14 protein-coding genes and 1 tRNA gene are annotated in these 20,015 nt (G+C 60.9%); 2 read left to right on the plus strand and 13 right to left on the minus strand.

Annotation, left to right across the window (positions count from 1 at the left end):
• Positions 1–86 precede the first annotated feature (86 nt).
• Together D106_RS0112580 and D106_RS0112585 are read left to right on the plus strand one after the other, a co-directional pair.
• On the plus strand, positions 87–515 hold the full coding sequence (locus tag D106_RS0112580) for a hypothetical protein (protein ID WP_018880250.1): 429 nt from the start codon (positions 87–89) through the stop codon (positions 513–515).
• Positions 516–975: 460 nt separating this feature from the next.
• A complete protein-coding gene (locus D106_RS0112585) occupies positions 976–1,953 on the plus strand; it encodes a 2OG-Fe(II) oxygenase (protein WP_018880251.1) in 978 nt (325 codons plus the stop codon).
• A 295-nt stretch (positions 1,954–2,248) separates the two neighbouring features.
• Here the strand turns inward: D106_RS0112585 and D106_RS0112590 are convergent, their stop codons facing one another.
• From D106_RS0112590 to D106_RS0112665, 13 genes are all read right to left on the minus strand, one after another.
• Positions 2,249–4,444 carry a PhoX family phosphatase gene (locus D106_RS0112590; RefSeq protein ID WP_369773055.1) on the minus strand — a complete coding sequence of 732 codons (2,196 nt, stop codon included), beginning with the start codon at positions 4,442–4,444 and terminating at the stop codon, positions 2,249–2,251.
• Positions 4,445–5,112: 668 nt separating this feature from the next.
• Positions 5,113–5,697, minus strand: a complete 585-nt coding sequence (locus D106_RS0112595) for a hypothetical protein (RefSeq protein WP_018880253.1) — start codon at positions 5,695–5,697, stop codon at positions 5,113–5,115.
• A gap of 264 nt (positions 5,698–5,961) precedes the next feature.
• Positions 5,962–7,065, minus strand: coding sequence for a hypothetical protein (locus D106_RS0112600; protein WP_018880254.1), 1,104 nt, complete (start codon positions 7,063–7,065; stop codon positions 5,962–5,964).
• A 120-nt stretch (positions 7,066–7,185) separates the two neighbouring features.
• The gene (locus D106_RS0112605; protein WP_026280670.1) at positions 7,186–8,166 is read right to left on the minus strand and encodes an Abi family protein; all 981 of its coding nucleotides are present in this window, start codon (positions 8,164–8,166) and stop codon (positions 7,186–7,188) included.
• The gene (locus D106_RS0112610; protein WP_018880256.1) at positions 8,166–9,932 is read right to left on the minus strand and encodes a restriction endonuclease subunit S; all 1,767 of its coding nucleotides are present in this window, start codon (positions 9,930–9,932) and stop codon (positions 8,166–8,168) included. The genes D106_RS0112605 and D106_RS0112610 overlap by 1 nt, the downstream gene beginning before the upstream one ends.
• The gene (locus D106_RS0112615; RefSeq protein WP_018880257.1) at positions 9,929–11,419 is read right to left on the minus strand and encodes a class I SAM-dependent DNA methyltransferase; all 1,491 of its coding nucleotides are present in this window, start codon (positions 11,417–11,419) and stop codon (positions 9,929–9,931) included. Before D106_RS0112615 ends, D106_RS0112610 begins: the two co-directional genes overlap by 4 nt.
• A 79-nt stretch (positions 11,420–11,498) precedes the next feature.
• A complete protein-coding gene (gene hsdR, locus D106_RS0112620) occupies positions 11,499–13,910 on the minus strand; it encodes an EcoAI/FtnUII family type I restriction enzme subunit R (RefSeq protein ID WP_018880258.1) in 2,412 nt (803 codons plus the stop codon).
• 435 nt (positions 13,911–14,345) lie between these two features.
• Positions 14,346–14,540 (minus strand): hypothetical protein, encoded by a 195-nt coding sequence (locus D106_RS0112625; protein ID WP_018880259.1) that lies wholly within the window; start codon positions 14,538–14,540, stop codon positions 14,346–14,348.
• 996 nt (positions 14,541–15,536) lie between these two features.
• Positions 15,537–15,908: a hypothetical protein gene (locus D106_RS0112630; protein WP_018880260.1), complete on the minus strand. Its 372-nt coding sequence runs from the start codon at positions 15,906–15,908 to the stop codon at positions 15,537–15,539.
• Between the two features lie 353 nt (positions 15,909–16,261).
• Positions 16,262–16,504 carry an AlpA family transcriptional regulator gene (locus D106_RS14940; RefSeq protein ID WP_231372879.1) on the minus strand — a complete coding sequence of 81 codons (243 nt, stop codon included), beginning with the start codon at positions 16,502–16,504 and terminating at the stop codon, positions 16,262–16,264.
• 164 nt (positions 16,505–16,668) lie between these two features.
• Positions 16,669–18,393: a hypothetical protein gene (locus D106_RS15125; RefSeq protein ID WP_155986361.1), complete on the minus strand. Its 1,725-nt coding sequence runs from the start codon at positions 18,391–18,393 to the stop codon at positions 16,669–16,671.
• A gap of 103 nt (positions 18,394–18,496) precedes the next feature.
• On the minus strand, positions 18,497–19,717 hold the full coding sequence (locus tag D106_RS0112660) for an integrase arm-type DNA-binding domain-containing protein (RefSeq protein ID WP_018880265.1): 1,221 nt from the start codon (positions 19,715–19,717) through the stop codon (positions 18,497–18,499).
• 171 nt (positions 19,718–19,888) lie between these two features.
• Positions 19,889–19,965 (minus strand) — tRNA-Ile (locus D106_RS0112665).
• Positions 19,966–20,015 lie beyond the last annotated feature (50 nt).

Genomic DNA, 20,015 nt, shown 5'->3' on the forward strand with positions numbered 1-20,015 from the left:
CCCCTTGGCTTGCGGGGCCGCCGTGGAAATCTCCCAGGGGGTCTCGTAGTCTCGCCGGCTCGTCCATCCCGCTCTGGAGACATCGTGTGGCCCACATCCTGAACCCGTACGCCGACGAACAGCCCGAGTCGAAGCACATCGTGCTGCGTGCCCGCAGTGGCCAGGCGGTCTCCGCCGAATTTACCCTGCAGGATCGGCGGGGGCGCCAGAGCGCGGCGGAATATCTGTTTCATCTCTATTCCACCATCAAGCAGAAGCTGGACGAGCCGGTGCTGGATGCCGCCGCGCCCTCGCCGGACGACCAGGCCGCCATGCAGCGATTGATCCTCTACTCGGCGGGTGCCCACGACACCATGTTCGGCACCTTCAATGGTTCCAATACCTCCTCGGAGATGCCGGAGGAGGAGCGCAACGAGTTCGTGGAGATCTTCCTGCTGGCCTGCGCCACGGTCATCGAGGGCCAGCGGATCACCGTTGATCTCCAGCGAGGCCTCATCACCGCCGAGGGCGCCTGAGCGTAACGACTTGCGCCCAGCACCGGCTTCTCCAGCACGGAGGTTTCCCTGATCTGCACAGACGCCCTTGTCCTTTGCATGGACTCAATGAACCATGCCGCGACCCGGAGTACCGGGCCGATAGAGAAGGCAAACGGCAAGGTTTGACCCTGGACTCGTGAGTTGCGTTAAGGCCCTCTTCATGGGGACTTTGTCGTGTCCGGGTGGCAAATGAGCTTGGCGAGGTGTACGAGGCCGGTCCCATGCGTCATGCAGTCATTTGTCTGCCGCATTTGTGGCCTTCACGGTCGATCAGGGGGCGCGTCGTGTACCGCAAATGGCATGGAGCCGGGAGTCGGACGTTTGAGTTCACGATTCCGAAACACGCGGTACGTATCGTTTTCCTGATCCCCTTGATTGAACACCCGGTCGCCTGAACGTTGCACCAGACGGTGATTCCCATGAAGCCCGTTGTCGACACATGAGCACGGTTCTCCCTGATTTCTGGCCCGGGCAGGTTCCCCCCGATTTCCTGATTCCCGGGCCGGGCGAGTCTCCAGCCACTTTCTACGAGCGTTTCTGCGGGCGGAAAACGGTCGTCGCGTTCGCCCCCGATATCCGGAGCTTGCCGGAGTTGAACGGGCTGTTGCCAGCCGTGGGTATCCTCGGCGTGGTGCCAGCGACTTCGGTGGAGGTGCAAGATCCCCCGTATCCCGTCGTACGCGACTCTGGACGGATTGCCGCGGCTTTCCTGGGAGAGCCGAACGCGAGTGAGCCCATGGTGGCCGTCCTGCGGACCACCCTGACGATCGAGAAATTACTCCGCCGCTCCGAGTTCGGGCAGATCCGGTATGTACTGGATGCCCTGCCCGATGAACCAAGCCGGGTCTGCAACGCAACCGCGCCGGTGCTGCTGGTCCCGAACGTTCTACCGCCGGCGCTTTGCAGCAGATTGATCGCCGCTCACGACGCCGACCATTTCGAGAGCGGGATGCTGCGCCACAACGGTGCTGGTGTCGTTCTGGAACCCGACGCCGTGACCAAGAAGCGGCGTGATCATCGCCTGACCGACCCTGAGCTGTCGGACGCGGTGACCGAGGCGCTGGGGGCACGGCTGCTACCGGCCATTGCGCGTGCCTTTCATTACCCGGTGACGCGGATGGAGGGTTACAAGGTCGTGGCCTATGATGCAGTCACTGGCGGCTATTTTCGGCCACACCGGGACAACTCGACACCGGATGCACGGCACCGCCGCTTTGCGCTGTCTGTGAACCTGAACGCGGAGTACTCGGGGGGGGATCTGGAGTTTCCGGAATTCGGGCCCTGCCTGTATCGGGCGCCGGCCGGAGGGGCGGTCGTGTTCTCGGGAACCCTGCTCCACGCGGCGCGCGATGTCACTGTGGGAAGGCGCTACGTCCTGTTGAGCTTTCTTTGGGGGGAAGAGGCGCCGGTCCGGTGAGAACGGAAGCGCCGCGCTGTTACCTGCAGCGCGTCCCGTGGGAGGAGGTTGCGTCTTCAGGTCAATGCTTCTGCCAGTATCAAGGATGCGCGGTGGGCTGCATTTCTCCCACCCAGGGCGGATGTCCGAGGGAACATCCTGATGAGGCCAAATCCGACAGACTGCCAACCTAGCAGCAAGTCGCCGATAAGCGGTTTGAGCTTCCCTGCGACCAAAAAGAAGCGGCACCCGGAACCTCCGAGTGCCGCCCGCGCAGGTGCAGTCCCTGCTTGCGTTTCGAGGGTAGAGCCCGGGCTCAGCTCCCGATTACCCCGCCATCATCCTTGGTGATCACCACCGTGGCCGAGCGGCCATAGTTGTTGCCACCCAGCGGCCAGTTCCCCTTGCCTGCGATGTCGCCTGCGGCAAAGTCGGTGGCAGAGATCGTCGCCCCCGGGTGCTGCTGGTTGATGAACATGGTGCGCTGGTCGGGAGTAGTGATCACGCCGGTGATCTCCTGACCGAGGCTTCCCGTCAGAAAGCGCCGGAGTTCCTTGTTGATCGGGTCACATGCCAGCATCTGGTTATTCCCGAACTGGGCCCAGTCACCCTGGTTCATTACGCTCTCGCTGATGTCGGTCTGAATCCAGATGCGGGATTCGGGGTCGATCCAGAGGCCGTCCGGGCTGTTGAAGATCTGATCTTCGGTCAGTGCCTGACCGTCGAACTCGGAATCATCGGTGGGTCCGGCAAAGATGAAGATGTCCCATTCGAAGGTGGTGGCCGCCGGGTCATCATTGGCCTCCTGCCAGCGAATGATGTGGCCCCAGCGGTTGTTCGCGCGCGGGTTGGCAGCGTCCTCTTGACCTTCATCACGGCGAGTATTGTTCGTCAGGGTGAAGTAGACCTGGCGCGTGTTGGGGTCCACTGCGCCCCACTCCGGGCGGTCCATCGGCGTTGCACCGACGCGATCCGCCGCAAGACGGGTGTTGACCAGTACGTCGGCCTGACTCTGGAAGCAGGAGCAGTCCCGCTCCTCGTCCTGGTTGGTGGGCTGTGGCTGCAGTACGCCCTGACCCCAGGTCAGCGGCAACCATTCTCCGGAGCCGTCGTCGTTGAACTTCGCCACATAAAGCGTTCCCGAGTCCAGCAAATGCCCGCCGGCCGTGGCCTGGAAATAGGGCTGCGCCGAAACGAACTTGTAGATGTATTCGAAGCGAGCGTCGTCACCCGAGTACAGGACGATTGGCTGACCCTCGACGGGCGGCTGAAATACCACTCCCTCATGGGCGAAGCGCCCCAGGTGAGTCCGTTTGATCGGCGTGCTGTCGGGGTCGAAGGGATCGATCTCGACGACCCACCCGAACGTGTTGGGTTCGTTACGGTAGTCGTCGGTGGCTGACGCGCCCGTCGGGGCGGCATTGAATCGCGCGTAGGCCTCCTGGTTGGACTCCGGATCGGCGTCCGCCAGCTCCCATCCGTATCGGCCGACCCCGGCACGTACACCGTAGCGCTGGTGTTCGCGTGGCTGGTCGTCGCCACTGTTGTCGCGGTTACGGAAATAGCCCGCCCAGTTTTCCTCGCAGGTGAGGTAGGTGTTCCACGGGGTTACGCCGTGGGCACAGTTGTTGATTGTGCCGCGGGTCATGGTCCCGTCCGGGCTGTATTTGGTCTTCACAAAGTCCGTGCCACGAACCGGTCCGCGGATCTCCATCGGCGTCAGGGCCGTCACGCGCCGGTTCCGGCCGTCCGCCACGACCGCCCACTCGCCGTTGACCTGCTGCTGAACCCGCACGACAGAGACGCCGTGGCCGTTCATCTCGGTCAGCACCTCGTCCGCCCGGCGCCGGGTTTCGCCACCGTCCTCGTAGGTCGGGACCCCGCTACGACTTAACTCCTGTCCGACGGCCGACACGTGCATATAACGGGGTTCCACGTACTCGTGGTTCATGACCAGCAGGCCGTCGACCGAACTGCCCTCGTAGGGGTCCGTTCCTTCGATCGGGAAGAAGTGCATGCCATCGTGATGAGAACCGATGGCATCGCCCTGTTTTTCGCCAGCGCTCATGCCGCCGTTGGCCGAGTCATCGGTGAAGGGGAGGTCATAGCGGATTCCCGGGTTGCTGACCGACAGACCCCATTCAGCGATGAAGTCTGTGCTGTAGCCACTGGCCACGCGGACCGTGTCGGCCTCGCTGACCGGAATGGCGTCAAAACCCAGCAATTGTGGCGATACACTGCCTGAACCTCCGGCGGCCCCGGAACTCGATCCGGAACTGCAGCCCTGGAGCGCGGCTGAGCCGAACAGGCCCGCAACGGCTGCCGACAGGCTCCCTTTCAGAACCATGCGACGGTTCATTCGTGCCTCGAGGATTTCCTGGAAGTGAGGTGCCTGGCTAGGGTTGCTCATCGGCTCGTCGCCGTTGCCATGATCGAGCGGGTGTCCGGGAAGATGCTTTTCGTTCATCGGGTCTCTCCGTTTGGTCGGAAGTCTGGAAGACCACGCAAGCATAGGAAGGGGTTGTGTCTGCGTTATGGCGGGGAGATGACCGGCGCTTTACCGATTGGCGCAGCGTTTTGGCAAAGGCTGCGCTCACCCGTATGAGGGCCGTTACACTCGGCCTGGTGCGATCCGAGCACGTTGGAGCGCAAGACGCAGGAGACCTCGGCCCGTCGACGTCTCCCACGCAGCCCGCTACTCATCAGTGCGCGAAGGCTGGAGAAAGCCCTCCGAGGTCAACAGCCGCCTGCAGGTGGGTGCTTCGGTGCGGGTGATCTCCTGCAGATCGAGGCCGGAACGGCGTGCGCCGGGAGGCGCGCGCCTGGAATAGTCCGACCCGCCCAGCAGGAGCGCAAGCGAATGGTGGGCCCGGTTGGGTGGAGGCCGGCCGCGCAGCGGCGCGAAGCCTGTCTTCGCGAGGCCGGAACGGCGTGCGCCGGGAGGCGCGCGCCTGGAATAGTCCGACCCGCCCAACAGGAGCGCAAGCGAATGGTGGGCCCGGTCCCCACCGAAAAGATATTTTAAGACCTTGATATATAGGGTAATTTGTCGATTCTTTCTGGGTCCATACCCCCAGATGTACCCCCATGGAGCGGATGCTTCCTCGGCACGCTTCGTTAGGAGGCAGCAACCCTAGATAAAGGAATCCTGGGTTAAGGCCCAGTGAGTTGGCTATGTGATTACCTGCCGCGTTGCGGGTAGAGGAAATGATAAGGGCTCTCATTCTCGAGCCATGTTTTGGATCCACTAGAAATTCGCCGTGCTTCGTCAGCGAGGGGCCTAAGCGCGAGCTCTAGTTTGCTCCCATCGCTATTCTCCGAGATAAACACCATCTCGTCTTCTATCAAAACCCGCTTTATCCGCTTCTGTTCTGCACGCAGGTACTGAAAGCTAGATCGGTCGTCCAATACCATCTCCAAGATAGTCTGGCCACCTTGCCCAACCCAGTTATCGATACGCTCGTCAAAATGCTCGAAATTGTTACGGGCGTCTCTTGGCAGAATAGCCGAGGAGTCATCTACGCCGAGCCTGCTACGAAGTACTTCCATCCGGGTCTTCGTGAAGCCGCGCGGGTTAATCGGAGATAGGTATTTCGAAATCATTGCTGCGTGAGCGAGGAATGCGGTGAGATGAAACCAGACAAGGCGGGTCTGCCGAATATCCTGATCAATTAGCGCAGCTTGCAGTGCCCCAAAGTCTCGGCAGGCTCCCCATCCATGCATCGCTAACTCGTCCAGATACCAAGTGAGTTCGTGATCATCCACGCTGTTTTCCAGTCCTGACAATGATGAATTGTGGGTGGCCAATTTATTCTGGCGAGCCCATTATCCGCGGGGTTAGCTACATCCAAAGCGCTGCGAATGAGGCAGGGGCAGAAGGCCCCAAGGTCCGCGTGCGTGGACCTAATGCTCGTCGCACGCTATCGCACCTTGGCGGACACGCAAGCGACTTCGTTGCTAGGCTCGGACCGTCCTGCATCGGCTCGTTTGCTACTTCCGCCAATGGTTATCTTGGTCCAAAAAGCGGCGCTACTCGAGGCGCCAAACGCGTTTGAGTCGGTCGATGGTGTGGGACCATTTTGGGGCGGTCGGTTTGCAGACGGTGTTTTGATTGCCAAACAGGCCGACCTCGCTGAAAGCCTCCTCGCGGGGGACCGTGTGGATCCAGCGCACCGGGACCAGATATTCAGCCTCATCGTCGTCCACAGACGGCTTGATCTGTGGATAGCCCTCGATCAGATCCATCTCGACGAGCGTCTTCGGACCTTCGGGCGTGTCGAACCGATAGGCTTCGGCGCGACAGCGTTCGCCAATCACCTCGCCGACCCCCACGTATCCGGTTTTGGGGATGTTTACCCACACCCGGTCACCCTCCGAGAGCATGGCCAGCGTCTTGGAATACCAGGCGGCACCGCCACCGCAGATGAAGCCGAGACGTCGGGCATCCTCCCACGGGTAGTCGGGGCCGAAGGATGCGTAGAACTCGCCGTTCCAGGGCTCCTTTTTCGACTTGTTGGAGACCGGTTGGGCCGGTTCGTCGGGGTTGATCATCCAGGCCCGACTGAGGTAGCGGTTGCCACCATCCTCGAAGGCCGAGAAGAACATGGCGTTGATCGAAAGCTGGCCGTGCTCGTTCAGGTAGTTGATGATGCGTTCGCTGCTGGCATCCAGCCGCGTGGCGACCACTACGAGCTGATGGCTGTCATTCAGGGTCACAGAGTCCAGCGTAACGCCGAACGTGTCCTCGAAGGCTTCCTGTAGCGAGGCATGGGGGCGTTCATAACGTTCGGCAAAGTCCTGGTAGATCTCGATCAGCTGGTAGTCGGCCAGGGTGACCACCCAGGAGGCGTAGTCGATGGCCTGGGCGACCACGTCGCGCGGCGTCTTGTCGCGCTTGAGCTCGATCACGATCACCATGCCGTTGGCATCCACGGCCAGCAGGTCGATTAGCTTGTCGAAACCGGTACGCACCTGGCGGCCGATCAGCAGCCAGTCCCGATTGAGGATCGACACGTCCTGCATGATCTGCTCTTCCAGTATGCCTTCGTCGGCGAGCCCCGCCGGGCGGAGCTTCTGTGGCGGTTCGCCCGAGCTGCCGGTGGCAAGCTTCCAGATCCCTTGTTCAATGGTCATCCTTCTCCCCCGAATGCGGCGTTGTGCTTGCGTTTTGCTGGCGGCCTGGGCTAGTATTTCGGGTAACACGACCCCGGCCTCTTGGCTGCTTGCAGCCTACGCTGGGGTTCTTTGTTTCTGCTACCACCACGTCTGCCAGTCCTCGGTAACCCCCATCCCGTGCAGGTTCAGCTTCCTTGCGGAATGCTGTTCCGGGAACGTCGCCAGATGTTCCGCCAGGCGTTGATGCCACTGGGTTTCCGGGCAGATCGACTTCACCAGCATGCGCGTAATCGCCAGCAGCAGAAACGGTTTGAAGCGGGTCGACTCGCTGTCGATGAACGTGTCACACCACGGGATTTCACCGCGTTCCGGCAGCTTGGGCTTGGTCGTGATGTTTCGGTTCCACAGCCTGCTGTGATGAGCCACCAGGTTGCGCAGGTAGCTCAGGCTGAACAACCAATTGCCGAAAACTTTCCAGTCGCTCACCCCGTAACGGAAGGCAATCGCCTGCTGGTCCTTCACGTGCAGCATCCCGAACAGCTGAGACAGCGCTCCAAAATCAAGCACCTCCACCGCGACCCAGATCGGCAGTTCATCGCCGTGGTTGTCGTGGTAGTGCCGGACGAAGTCCTCCTTGGAGCGCGCCACGAGCCCCCGGTACTTGCTCAGCCAGGCGTCAAACTGGGATACCGGACTTCCTTTGCGGGAGGGCCGATTGGCGAACCGGGGGTGGAAATGCGCCTTCGTGTTTTCGACGTGCGCGAAGGCACTGCGTTCGCCAAGCAGGTAGGCCAGATCCACCCGTAGCGAGATCTCGATGCGCTCGAGGGCGTCGGCCAGGCAAAGCCGCAGCTTCTTGTCGAACAGGTACAGTCGCACTGCGTCGACAAACTGTGTGCTGGGAACGAACTGGTCGGTGGCTCGGTGGATGGTGCGGCCGCGGTTGTCGCGCCCCACCGTCTCGAACTCCCGGAAGGGATACCAGTACGCGCTCAGTCGGTAGTAGCCGACACGTTGCAGGTAGTCGAGCGCGGCCGCCTCGTCGGTGACTGACATGCCCCTCTGCCTGAGCAGGTCGAGCTGTTCATCGAAGGATTTCCATGGCCGGTTATAGGCCATCAGTTCACCGCCTGTTCCACCGCTGTCTCGGCCAGCCGGCTGCGTGTCTCGCTGGCCTCGCCCAGCCGTGCCTTGAGCTGGTCGCAGAAGGCCGTCAGCTCGTCGACTTTTTCGACGATGCGGTGTTGTTCATTGGCAGGAGGGAGGGCGACTGGCATTTTATTCAGAATGCCATGGTTAAGGTTTGTCATGGTGGTGCCGACCGAATTGCCGGTTAGATAGCTACGCACACTATCGGTGGTGAATATCATCAAAATGAATCTTCGGCTGAGAGCGTCGTGGAATCGCAGTACAAAGCTCCCTGTGCCACATAGCCAGCCGGCCTCCCTATCGGTGACGATCGAACATCGGCCAACCTCGCCACGCCTGGCCATCACGATGTCGCCTGGGCTCAACTTGTAGCTGGCTAGCTCTTCCGCCTTAGGGCCTGGGACGCTGACAGATCTGTCTTCTTGGATTTCCCCATTGATCATATGCGACGGATTGATTAGTGGTACACCATTGTCCACATAATCATGCTTGTGAATCATGGAGCCGAAAGGTCCTGTGGATATTTCATTGGCGATATCCTGAAATCGCGCCCAAGCCCAATTTTTGTTGGTCTGATAAGAGCGCTCTTCGACCTCAATGTCAGGAAGTCGCTTCGGCTTCTTGATTTTCCCATCCTTGACCAGCCTGGTCTTCTCCTTGGCGATGCGCTCCAGCAACACACTGGCGGGCTCGTCGTTGGGATCCTGCCCCACTAGCCGCCCCATCACTGCCAGTTGAAGGATGACTTGCTTCAGCTTGTCGATGCTCGATTCGGTGGTGAAGAGGGTGTCGAAGTGTTCGGCGATGCGGGCCCAGTGCGCGGCCACCTCGCCTGCGTCGGTTGCGCGGGTAAGGGCGTCGAGGAGGGTGTCGACCAACACCTCGTGGGCTTCGAGCTGGTCACCGACCCGCTGCTCCAGCCGATCGCACAGCGCCATCAGCTCGCCGACTTTTTCGACGATGCGATGCTGCTCCTGCAGTGGTGGCAGGGGGATCGGCTCTTGCGAGAAATAATCCTTGGGCACGCGTTTTTGGCCGGCAGAGCCGGTCATCTTCTTTGTTCCCTCACCGATAAAGCGCGGTGATTTCAAGAAATAGAGTGCGAATTTTGGATTAAGGCAATCACCGACAGGCCTGGCAACGTGCAGTTCTGTCGTTCCGGCGCCTATCCCATTGCTCAGGTTTGTGAATACGGCTGCCTTACTGTTTTCGAAGCATGGCGTGATCTTCGCAATGGCTATGTCACCCTCAGCGATGTGGGTGTAGCCTTTCTTGATTTCCCCCCAAGGCCGTTGCTCCTGTTCATGGCATCCGTCGTATGACGTCGAAATCATAGGCATGGAGACGAATGATGCGGGGGTTGTGTCGTCCGCGTCATTTCGGGGGTTGATTTGAGCGATGATGCCGAGACGGGTCCATGACCATCCTGGTGGAAGGTCGAAAGGCTCTTCTTGCACACTGACGGTTGGGGGTGTCTTTGTACTCTTGAACTTCCCGTCCTTGACCAGCGAGGCCTTCTCCGCGGCGATGCGCTCTAGAAGCGTGTCAGCTGGCGCGTCGTTCGGGTCCTGCTCAACCAGCTTGCCGCGCACCGCGAGCTCGAGGATCAGCTCGCGTAGTTTCTGGATGCCGGTGAGCTCGATCTTCCCGTTGCGGCCTCGGCCTGCGGTGGACTTGGTGGTGACGGCTCCGGTCCAGAGGTCGAGGTGTTCGGTGATTAGATCCCGTGCGCTCATGCCTGCTTCCGTTCCTCTGCGGGGACGTGGCTCAGGGCATCGCCGAGGATCTGCTTGAGCTGGTCGCGCAGTTCCTGGATTTCGGCCTGTTGCTGGGCGTATTGCTCCAGCAGTTCGTCGGGATCGTGGCTGACCTCTTCGCCCTGCCAGGGGTTCTTGATGTCGAGGTTGTAATTGCGGGCCTTGATGTCGTCGATACTTACCTTCCAGGCCTGCTCGGTCTCCGTGCGACTGGCAAAGTCGTCGGCCTCGTCGCCCCACCAGTCGATCTCGGTGGCGAACTCCTCGAAGCGCATGGGCTTGGTCTTGCTGTAGCTCTTGTAGCCCTCTGGGTAGGGGTGCTCGTAGTACCAGACCTGTTCTGTGGGGCGGCCCTTGGTGAAGAGCAGCAGATTAGTCTTGATGCCGGTGTAGGGGTTGAACACGCCGTTGGGCAGCCGAACGATGGTGTGCAGGTTGCACTCGGTTAGCAGCTTTTCCTTGAGGCGGGTCTTCATACCCTCGCCGAACAGGAAGCCGTCGGGCAGCACGACGGCGGCGCGACCGCCATCCTTGAGCAGCTGGATGAACAGGGTGAGAAAGAGGTCGGCGGTCTCGCGGGTGCGGAAGGCCTGCGGGAAGTTGTTCTCGATGCCGTCCTCTTCCATGCCGCCGAAGGGCGGATTGGCGATGATGACGTCCACGCGTTCCTTCGGGCCCCAGCTGATCAGCGGCCGCGCCAGGGCGTTGTCGTGGCGGATCTGATCGGGGATCTCGATGCCGTGCAGGACGAGATTGGTGGTGGCCAGCAGGTGGGGCAGCGGCTTCTTCTCGATGCCGCGGATGCTGGCCTGCAGGGTCTTTTCGTCTTCCGGTGTCTGCACGTAGTGGCGCCGCTTGTGCTCGATGGTGTTGGTGAGAAAGCCGCCGGTGCCGCAAGCCGGGTCCATTACGAGTTCGTCGAGTTTCGGGTCCACGCGGTTGACCATGAACTCGGTGACTGCGCGCGGGGTGTAGAACTCGCCGGCATTGCCGGCGCTTTGCAGGTCTTTGAGGATCTGCTCGTACATGTCGCCGAGCTGGTGGCGGTCGTTCTGGGTGTTGAAGTCGATGCCGTCCTGCAGCTTGTTGATGACTTGGCGCATCAGCTGGCCGGACTTCATGTAGTTGTTGGTATCCCCGAAGACGTTGCGGATGACGACCGCACGGGTGTCGTTGCCACGCGGCTGAAGTTCTTGCAGGCCGGGGAACAGGTCGTTGTCGACGAAGTGGCGCAGTTCGTCCCCGGTCATGCCTTCCGGGTCGGCGGCCCAGTTGCGCCAGCGCAGGTGGTCGGGGATGGGGGAGCGATAGTGGTCGTCGAACAGCTCCCACTCCTGTTCGCGGTCGTCGAAGATCTTCAGGAACAGCATCCAGACCATCTGGCCGATGCGCTGGGCGTCGCCATCGACGCCGGTGTCCTTGCGCATGATGTCCTGGATGGCCTTGATGGTGGCGGAGATGTTCATGGGCGCAGTCTTTCCCTGATGTCTTGATATATGGAGCCGGCATCCGCAGATGGGATGCTGACGGGAGACAGGATAGCGATCAGGCGCCGGATTGGTAGAGGGCGTCTTCCAGCTCGTGCACGGCCTGGGTGTAGCCGGCCTTGCCGCCGAAGGCGCGGACCAGTTCCATGGGTGCGCCAAGGTCGCTGAAGGGAGCCAGGGTGAGCACCTTCGGATCTTCGATGGGGGTGATGCCGGCGTTGGCATACTTGTCGACCAAGGATTCCAGCACCTGGCGCGCCTGGCCTTCGTAACGGTTAAAGATGTCGCGTTTGCGGACCTGTTCGGCACGCTCGCGCCGGGTTAGTGGCGGACGATCAAACGCGATGTGGCATACCACGTCGAAGGGGTCGGGCTCGTCGCCGAGCTTCTGGCCCAGCTCGCTGATGAGCTCCTCCCAGAAGATGCCCTGCTCGGCGAGTTCGTCGATGATGGCCTGCTTGCGGTCGGCCTTGTGCCAGCGGCGCAGGAAGTCATCCAGGGAGGCGAAGTTTTCCTGCATCTTGCGGCGGGTGTAGTCGCGCAGGCTTTCGGTGATCAGGTCGCCCTGGGCATCCAGGTACTGCACACGCTGGGCGACGACGCTGACCTCGACATCGTCCACGACGTATTTGCGACGAGGCTCGGGCGGTTCAGGCGGTGGACCGGATGGCCCGGTATCGTCGGTCTCCCAGGTGGCGCCTTCTTCGATGTCGTAGGGGCCCGGTTCCTCGGCTGCGCCCGGAATGCCTTCATCATCGCCCAGCTCGTCACCGGGGATGACGGGATCGTCCGGGCCTGGCTGGTGGACCCTGACCGGATCGCCATCGAAGTCGGGATCGGCAAAGAGCTCGGTAGCCTTCTTGAAGTCGAGGATGGTGAACCAGTGCTTGTGGTAGTCCTCGTTGATCCGGGTGCCCCGCCCGATAATCTGCTTGAACTCGGTCATCGACTGGATGCGCTGGTCGAGCACGATCAGTTTGCAGGTCTGGGCGTCGACGCCGGTGGTCATCAGCTTGCTGGTGGTGGCGATGACCGGGTAGCGCGCCTCGGGGTTGATGAAGTTGTCGAGCTCCGCCTTGCCCTCGGCCTCGTCGCCAGTAATGCGCATGACGTATTTGCGGTTCTCGGCGACGCGTTTGGGGTTCAGGTTGACGAGCGCCTGACGCATGCGTTCGGCGTGATCGATGTCCTCGCAGAAGACTATGGTCTTCTGAAATGGGTCGGTGCTTTCGAGGAATTCGGTGATCTTGCGGGCCACCAGTTCGGTGCGCTGTTCCAGCACCAGCTGCCGGTCGAAGTCCTTCTGGTTGTAGATGCGGTCCTCGATCTCCTGCCCAAGTTTGTCTACCTGCCCCTTGCTCGGGCGCCAGCCCTGCAGGTCGCGGTCGATGTCGACGCGGATGACCTTGTAGGGCGCTAGGAAGCCGTCCTCGATGCCCTGCTTGAGCGAGTAGGTGTAGATGGGCTCGCCGAAGTAGTCGATGTTGGAGACTTCTTTGGTCTCCTTGGGCGTGGCGGTCAGGCCAATGTGCGTGGCCGAGCTGAAGTAGTCGAGGATGCGGCGCCAGGCAGAATCCTCTGCGGCACTGCCGCGATGGCATTCGTCGATGACGATAAGGTCGAAGAAGTCTGGCGAGAACTGCTTGTAGATGTTCTTCTCTTCCTCGCTGCCGGTCACCGCCTGGTACAGCGAGAGGTAGATCTCGTAGGAAGTGTCGACCGTGCGGTTGGTGACCTTGGTCATGGCCTGGCCGAACGGCTTGAAGTCGTTGCTCTTGGTCTGGTCGACCAGGATATTGCGGTCGGCGAGGAACAGGATTCGCTTCTTCTGCTTGGCTTTCCACAGCCGCCAGATGATCTGGAATGCGGTAAAGGTTTTGCCGGTTCCGGTGGCCATCACCAGGAGGATGCGGTCCTGCCCGCGCGCGACGGCCTCGACGGCGCGGTTGATCGCCACGCGCTGGTAGTAGCGAGGCGTGCGGCCGCTGCCATCGTCGTAGTACGGCTGCTCCACGACCGGGCGCGCAGGCCCCTCAATGCCTTTGTACTGGCAGTAGCGCTCCCACAGAACCTCGGGGGGCGGGAACTCGTCGAGGCTCAGGGTAGCCTCGGTCTGCGCGCCCAGGCCGGTGCGGTCGTGAAACAGAAAGCCGTCGCCGTTGCTGGAGAAAACGAAGGGCACGTCGAGTGCGTCGCTATAGGCCAGCGCCTGTTGCATACCGTCGCCGAGGCTGTGGTTGTTGTCCTTGGCCTCGATGACGGCGATGGGCTGGTTTTTCTGGTGACTTAACAGGTAGTCGGCGCGGCGTCGCTTCCCGCGCGTGTGAAGCCGCCCACGGACGAGGATGCGCCCCGCTGTGAAGGACACTTCCTCGCGCACCTGTGTCTGGATGTCCCAGCCCGCGCGTTCCAGCGCCGGCGTGATGAACTTGGTACAGATGTCCCGTTCGCTCAGGGCTTTCTTGTTCATATGACCGGTATGGAGGCTCAGGCGTGGGTTGCCGTTTCGGGCGAATAGCCCAGACGGTAACGGCCCGGCTTCGAGATGACCAGCATGGGCGATCAGGCAGATGCCTCTAGAATCAATGTGTATCCGGACGGGGCAGAGGCCTGGGCCGGTGGAACAGGATCCGCCAGTAACGGATTTCGAGAGGCAACGCTCCACATCGTTAGGAAGGTGACGTCGTGGGGGCTGGCGGTACGGCACGTACAGGCATGACGGTCACGGAGATCTTCTTTGTGGTCCGAGATTGCGTTTCAGTGGCCGGGCGCCGGTGCGCGCTGTAGTCGTGTATCCCTGTCACAGCAATTCATTCTCTGACACAGACAAAGCGTGCGGCCCGGGTCCAGGGATCGGGCGGGGCTCGTATGGTCTGGTTGCTGGTCGCGATGTTCGGGATATTGGCTACTTCGTCTCCATGGCGCGCAACTCCTGACAGCGGCGCACTGCCGCCTCCATATCGCGCTGCAGGGACTCCAACTCGAAGGGCGTCAGTCGACGCGACTTGGAAGCGCGCGAGGTGTCCGACTTCGCGCTCCGTGAGCCGTTCGAGTGGGTGGCCGAAATCCGGCTGCCATCAGTTTGCAACTTCTCGTCCATGATGCTTCTTGATCCCTCGCACCGACTTGGCTGGTGCGTAGAGAGTAGCTGAGTGATGAGCGGCCAGCGAGGGTGCTGCCCCTGGTTCAGTTTGAAGAAGCCATGATCTGGGCCTGGCGACCCAATGCAGGATCCGTTGTTCGCGCGCGTAGGGGGTGCGAACTTCTGTGCGAACCACCGACGGATTGGAGGTAACGAAAGTGCTTGAGCCTCAGTGCTCTTTTGTCGGCGAGTGGGCTCCTACGGGACTCCGCGTCGCCTTCATTGCCTGCCACATGCCGCAGCGACTCGTTTGCAGCCCGACGCGCAGCAGGTACTGACCGCCCGGTGGGTTGCCATGCTGCGTCAGTGGGCCGTCAGTCCTCCGGTGGAGGTGTGTGCTTTCAGATCCGTCTGCGAAGTCAGCATTCTTCAACATTTTTCGCAGAGGTTACGGCAGTAGGTTCGCAGAGCGGGCGGCCTCCGTACTCAGGTCATCGACGTCGATGCGTGGGCACCCATTCATGCTCTGAAGGCCCAGCGTCTTCCCGCGGGGCGCTACCCTCCGGCTGCCCAGTCACTCCCCTCTTCGCACGCATCAGGCGCACCCACTTGTCTCAAGTCCTCCTCGGTCGCTTCGCAACGTCTTCGTCAGGATGCCTCAGTCCGTTTTTGCTGGCGGCCCGGAATGCTTGCCGGGCAGTTTCACCGTTCAGCTGGTTGCCGTTCCTGGTCAGCGTGAACCCATCGCACCGGCCGCAGGAGGGGCACCGCTTGAACCGAACTGCCAGGCCTTCCGACCGTTCCTTGTGCTTGAGCATCACGCACCCGCAATCGCAGATCATCGGACCCCCCTTGGTAAATCTATCTGTGTGTACATTGCGTACACCGAGGATTGGGCTTTCGCGTCCTGTCGGTGTGCATGGTGTACACCGTGGAGGGTGGTGGGGCCGGATGTCCAAGGCTCCGGTGTACATGACGTACACCGAGCATGTACATGGCGCACACCGGGGATTTTTATGGCTGCCATCGGGCGAAAGTCTTTGGCGGCGTGGCCCCGTCCCCATCGTGGAGTGGCAGGTGCTCTAGGGCGTACACCGGCGCGTGTCGGACTTTCCGAGAGAACGCGCCGGGCTCCATCAGCCGAATCCATCCGCGGTCGAGGAGTTCGTCCCGCGCTTGCTCGGCTATCCGCCTGCCGACATTCACCCGGGCCTGAATCTCCCGCAGCGACATGAACACCCGGTTGCCGTTCGTTGGGTTGTATAACAGCCGCATTTCGATCAACAGGGCTCGGGCCGCGGGGCAAAGGGTCTGCCAGGCTGGCAGGTCCGCTTCCCATTTGTGAAGCCGGGCGTGCCGCTCCCCTTTCTTCTTGTTCCGCGCCATTCATTGCCTCCCCTCCTGGTCCATGCCCAGTAAGGTCCAGGCGTACTGGCGCTGGTCAGGCTCCAACCAGTACAAGACTACGCGCGTGTCGAAACCCTGGAACCCCCGCACAGTGATCCATCGGCGGGCGATACGCAGGCCCCTGCGCTCTAGGGCCGAAATGGTGGAGTGAAGGCAGTGGTCATGGAGGCGGCGTTCAGCTTTGAACCTATGAAACCTCTCGCCTTCTGCCAATGCTTTCAACACGCGCCCGACCTTGGTGCCTTCGCGGATCGCGCTGCGCTTGGTATGTTGATTTTGGTTGCCGGTCTCCCCCCGGTGCGGGGTATGCGGTTTAAGCACGATTCACCCCCTTACCCGCGTGCGATTTGCTGGTTGATCCAAGTGTTTACCTCGGACTCAACCCATCGGGCGGAGGCGCCGACCTTGATTGGTGCTGGGGCTTGGCCTTTCTTGATCAGCTCATACCAAGCGGACCTTGACGTAGCAGTGCGGTCCAGCACGTCGCGCAGACGCAGCAGACGCTCGTTCGCGCCATACAGGCGCATTTGGGTGTCGTTCGGTGCTCGATCCGGGGCGGGTTTCGTTGTGGTCATGACCATCTCCGATTTCTGTGGTTGGTCTCGTCCGCCGGTGGATTCCAGCGGACCTCACACCCACTCACAGGGACTTGGTCATTACTTGATCTATTAATTGTTTTATATCAGAAGGTTAAGGCGCGGATGACCAAAAATTCTGGTCGTGACCATGCCCGTTTTGGTCATCCATCTTCATCCGTGTAGGTCGGATCATTGGGATCAAACGCGGGATCATTTGCACGTAGCCAGTCGCTCCCGTTGCTCGTCGCTCCTGGTATGCGGCCATCATCGAAGGTGACCTGGCGTCGTTTGGCCTCTCGCTTTGCTCGACTGTCCTTCGGGATATGCGCGGTGAACTTCGGTCTCCCTCTTGGAAATGGGTTTTCCGTCATGCCGAGAGCGTGCCTTAACGCCTTGCCCAGACGATCGATGCGCCGCTTTTTTCCTTTATCGGCAGGGTCGTAGTCGCCCCTGGCTATGGCCATGAATTCTTGGCCCTGGGCGTTCAGGGCGAAGCCGTTCTTCTTGGTCAGGCCGAGTACGTGGAACGCGACGCTCGCTACCAATTCCCGAGCCTCTACTTGCACCTTGAGGTTATCGGGATCGACCTTGAAGGCGACCTCATCGAACGTGAGTGCCTCCATAGAGCGGAATCTGGAAAGATCATCGCTAAATCCTGCCATCACGCGGTCACTGGAGCTGATCGTTCCAGGCGCGCCCTGCAAACCAGCGGCCGCGAACCGAGCCAGTAACGCCTCAATTTCCCGGATACGTTCGTCGCGGGCTGCTATGTCCGCTTGGCTGGATGTGGAGAGTTTCTTTCTTTCTTCCCTTTCAGCAGCCAGTTTCGGCGGCGTGTTGATCGTTAGCCCCAGGGGTACTGCCTCCGCTTCTGCCCACGAAAGTAGGTCCACCAGCGAAACCTGAACGTCGCACCCGTTGCGGCATTGGGCGACTTCCCATGCGCCCCCCTGATGGGCGCTCAGTGCGCTGTCCCACAGGCGGCGCAGTGGGTGGCCTGTCCGCATCGTCGTACCTTCTGGTTGGCCCGCCAGAAGGTTGAAGGCTTCGGCCAGGGGGAGATAGCCGGGGTCGTTATGGCATGGTGCAATTTGGGCCGACCAGTCCAGGATATTCAGGGCTTGAGCCACCTCATCTACCTCACCTTCGATTTCCGCTATGCGCTGTTCCTTTTTCTCGGCCTCACTCGGTGTCCTAGCATCGCGTTGTCGCTCGTCCCGCAGTTTCGCTTCCAGCTCTTCGTGACGTACTTGGAGGTCAAAGTATCGTTGCCGCTCCTGCTCTGTCTCGGGATGGTTCTGGTAATCCCATTCCATGGCCCTCGTGCGGCGCTGCTCCGCACTGAGGGGGTCCCAAGGTGATGGTGCAAAGTCAGCTGCAACTCTCAAACGCAGACCAATCGGTAGGGCTGCAAGCGTTTTGTCGAACCATCCATCTAGGGCCTTCGCGAGAGGCAAAAAGGCGCGTGATCCGAAAAAGCGCTCCGGAAGCGGTAGGTGATTGCGTTCCAGTACATGCCGAAGCTCGTCGAGCCGGATTGCTATGTCCTTTTGGCGCCAGCGCTCCGCGTATTCGGGGGGGCGCCAATCGAGGGATTGCCGTTCAGGTTTTCTGGCTGCCGTCTTGTTGGTGTAGGCGGGCAGGTTTGCAGATACGCACAGGAGTCGGATCAGCTTTGCGTGAAGGTGGCCTTTGCATGGCTTGCGTGACCAGCGAATGAGGAATTCCCGAACCCGTGTGCTTGCGTCCTGCTCTATTGCCTCGACTACGCGCTCAGCATTTGGGGCGACGTTCTTCGGTCCATCATTGCTCGGGATGAAACCCCACCAGGGATCAAGCTCTAGGGCGTGCTGAAGTTCTCTGAACGTGGTGGTCTGTTGCGACATCTTCCCTCCATGCTTCGGTCTGCATACGAGGAGACGCGAGCAGCTCGACGCATGTTTCCCAGGTTTCGGAGCGTCTTCCTGGCCCACACCAGCCTTGGTATTGCTAGGCGTCCGTGTGCTTTATAGCTACCGCCTGTCCCTCCTGCCTAAGCCGGTCCAAGTAGTCCGCCCACTCTTGGAGCATCCGACGGCGTTCCGGGTGAAACGATGCGCGGTTGTAGGCGCGACCTAAGGGATCACGCACGGTATGTGCCAGCTGGTGCTCGATAATGTCCGGCCTCCAACCCAAAACCTCATCAAGGATCGTCCGAGCGGATGCCCTGAATCCGTGTGCCGTTGCAATTCCCCGCAGACCCATATTGGCGAGTGCTGCTGTTACGGCATTTTCGGACATGGGGCGCTCTGGGCTGCGTGCTCCTGGGAGTACGTAAGGGCTGTGGCCCGACCATGGGCGGAGTGATTCGATGATCTCCAAAGCTTGCCGGGGCAGGGGTACGAGGTGATCCGTTCCTGTCTTCATCTTTGCCCCGGGGATCAGCCATGTTCCCTCGTCTTGGTCGATCTCGGACCATTCCATATGACGGAGTTCCCCGGGCCGGACCAGAAGCATGGGTGTCAGTTTTAGCGCGGCGGATACCGTGGGGGTTGCTCGATGTGTGTATCCCCAGAGAAAGCGTAGTACGTCCGCCAGCTCTTGTGGCGTAGTGGCGGCTGCGAAGTGATTGGCCTTGCGCTTCGGACGAAGAGCGCGGCTCAGATCAGCCCCCGGGTTGGTTTCGATCGAGCCGCTGGCGATACCGTGGCGGTATGCCCCGCGCACGTGCTCCAAGCACCGGCGGGCGGTTTCCTGAGCCCCGGTGTCTTCGATGGTGCGCAGTAGCGCTAACAGCTCCGGCGGCGTGATCTCGCTGGCGGGGCGTTCGCCCAACTGCGGTAGCACGTGCCGTTGCAACCGCCCCTCGACCTTTTTGCTGTAGCTAGTTGCCCAGTGCTGTCGAGCTAGCCAGTCTTCGATTAGAGCGCGCAGGGTCAACGCCTGTTCGGTTTCGTAGCCGCGACGCTGCTTCACAGGGTCTAAACCATCCGCGATCAGCGCCCGCGCTTCAGCGCGCCGTTCGCGGGCAATGGCTAGGGAGGTGTCGGGGTATGTGCCCAGGGACATCAGGCGCTCCCTGCCGCGAAGCCGAAACTTCAGCCGCCAGTAGCGCCCGGCCTTGGTGACGAGCAGAAACATTCCCTGGCCGTCGGCTAGCTTGTAGTCCTTACCCTCGTGCTTTGCTGCGCGGACGGCTTTGTCCGTCAGCTTGTTTGTACCCCGCGCCATGGTGCCCCTGAAGGGGTAGATACCCCCATGTGGAAGTCCGTACCCCCAAAAATACCCCCATGGTTCTTGGCTGTCCACGGACGGATCTGGAAAGAAACGAACAACAAGTAGACGTTAAAGGCTGGTTTTAGAGGGATTTCGGCAAGGAGTGGACAGAAGGGGAGAAGAGAATGGTGGGCCCGGTCGGACTCGAACCGACGACCAAGGGATTATGAGTCCCCTGCTCTAACCAACTGAGCTACAGGCCCGTATTCGGGGAGGGTACAAACGACTGCGGCGCCATTCTACCCGGAAAGGG

The organism is Thioalkalivibrio sp. ALE9 (assembly GCF_000377445.1).
Taxonomy (GTDB): domain Bacteria; phylum Pseudomonadota; class Gammaproteobacteria; order Ectothiorhodospirales; family Ectothiorhodospiraceae; genus Thioalkalivibrio.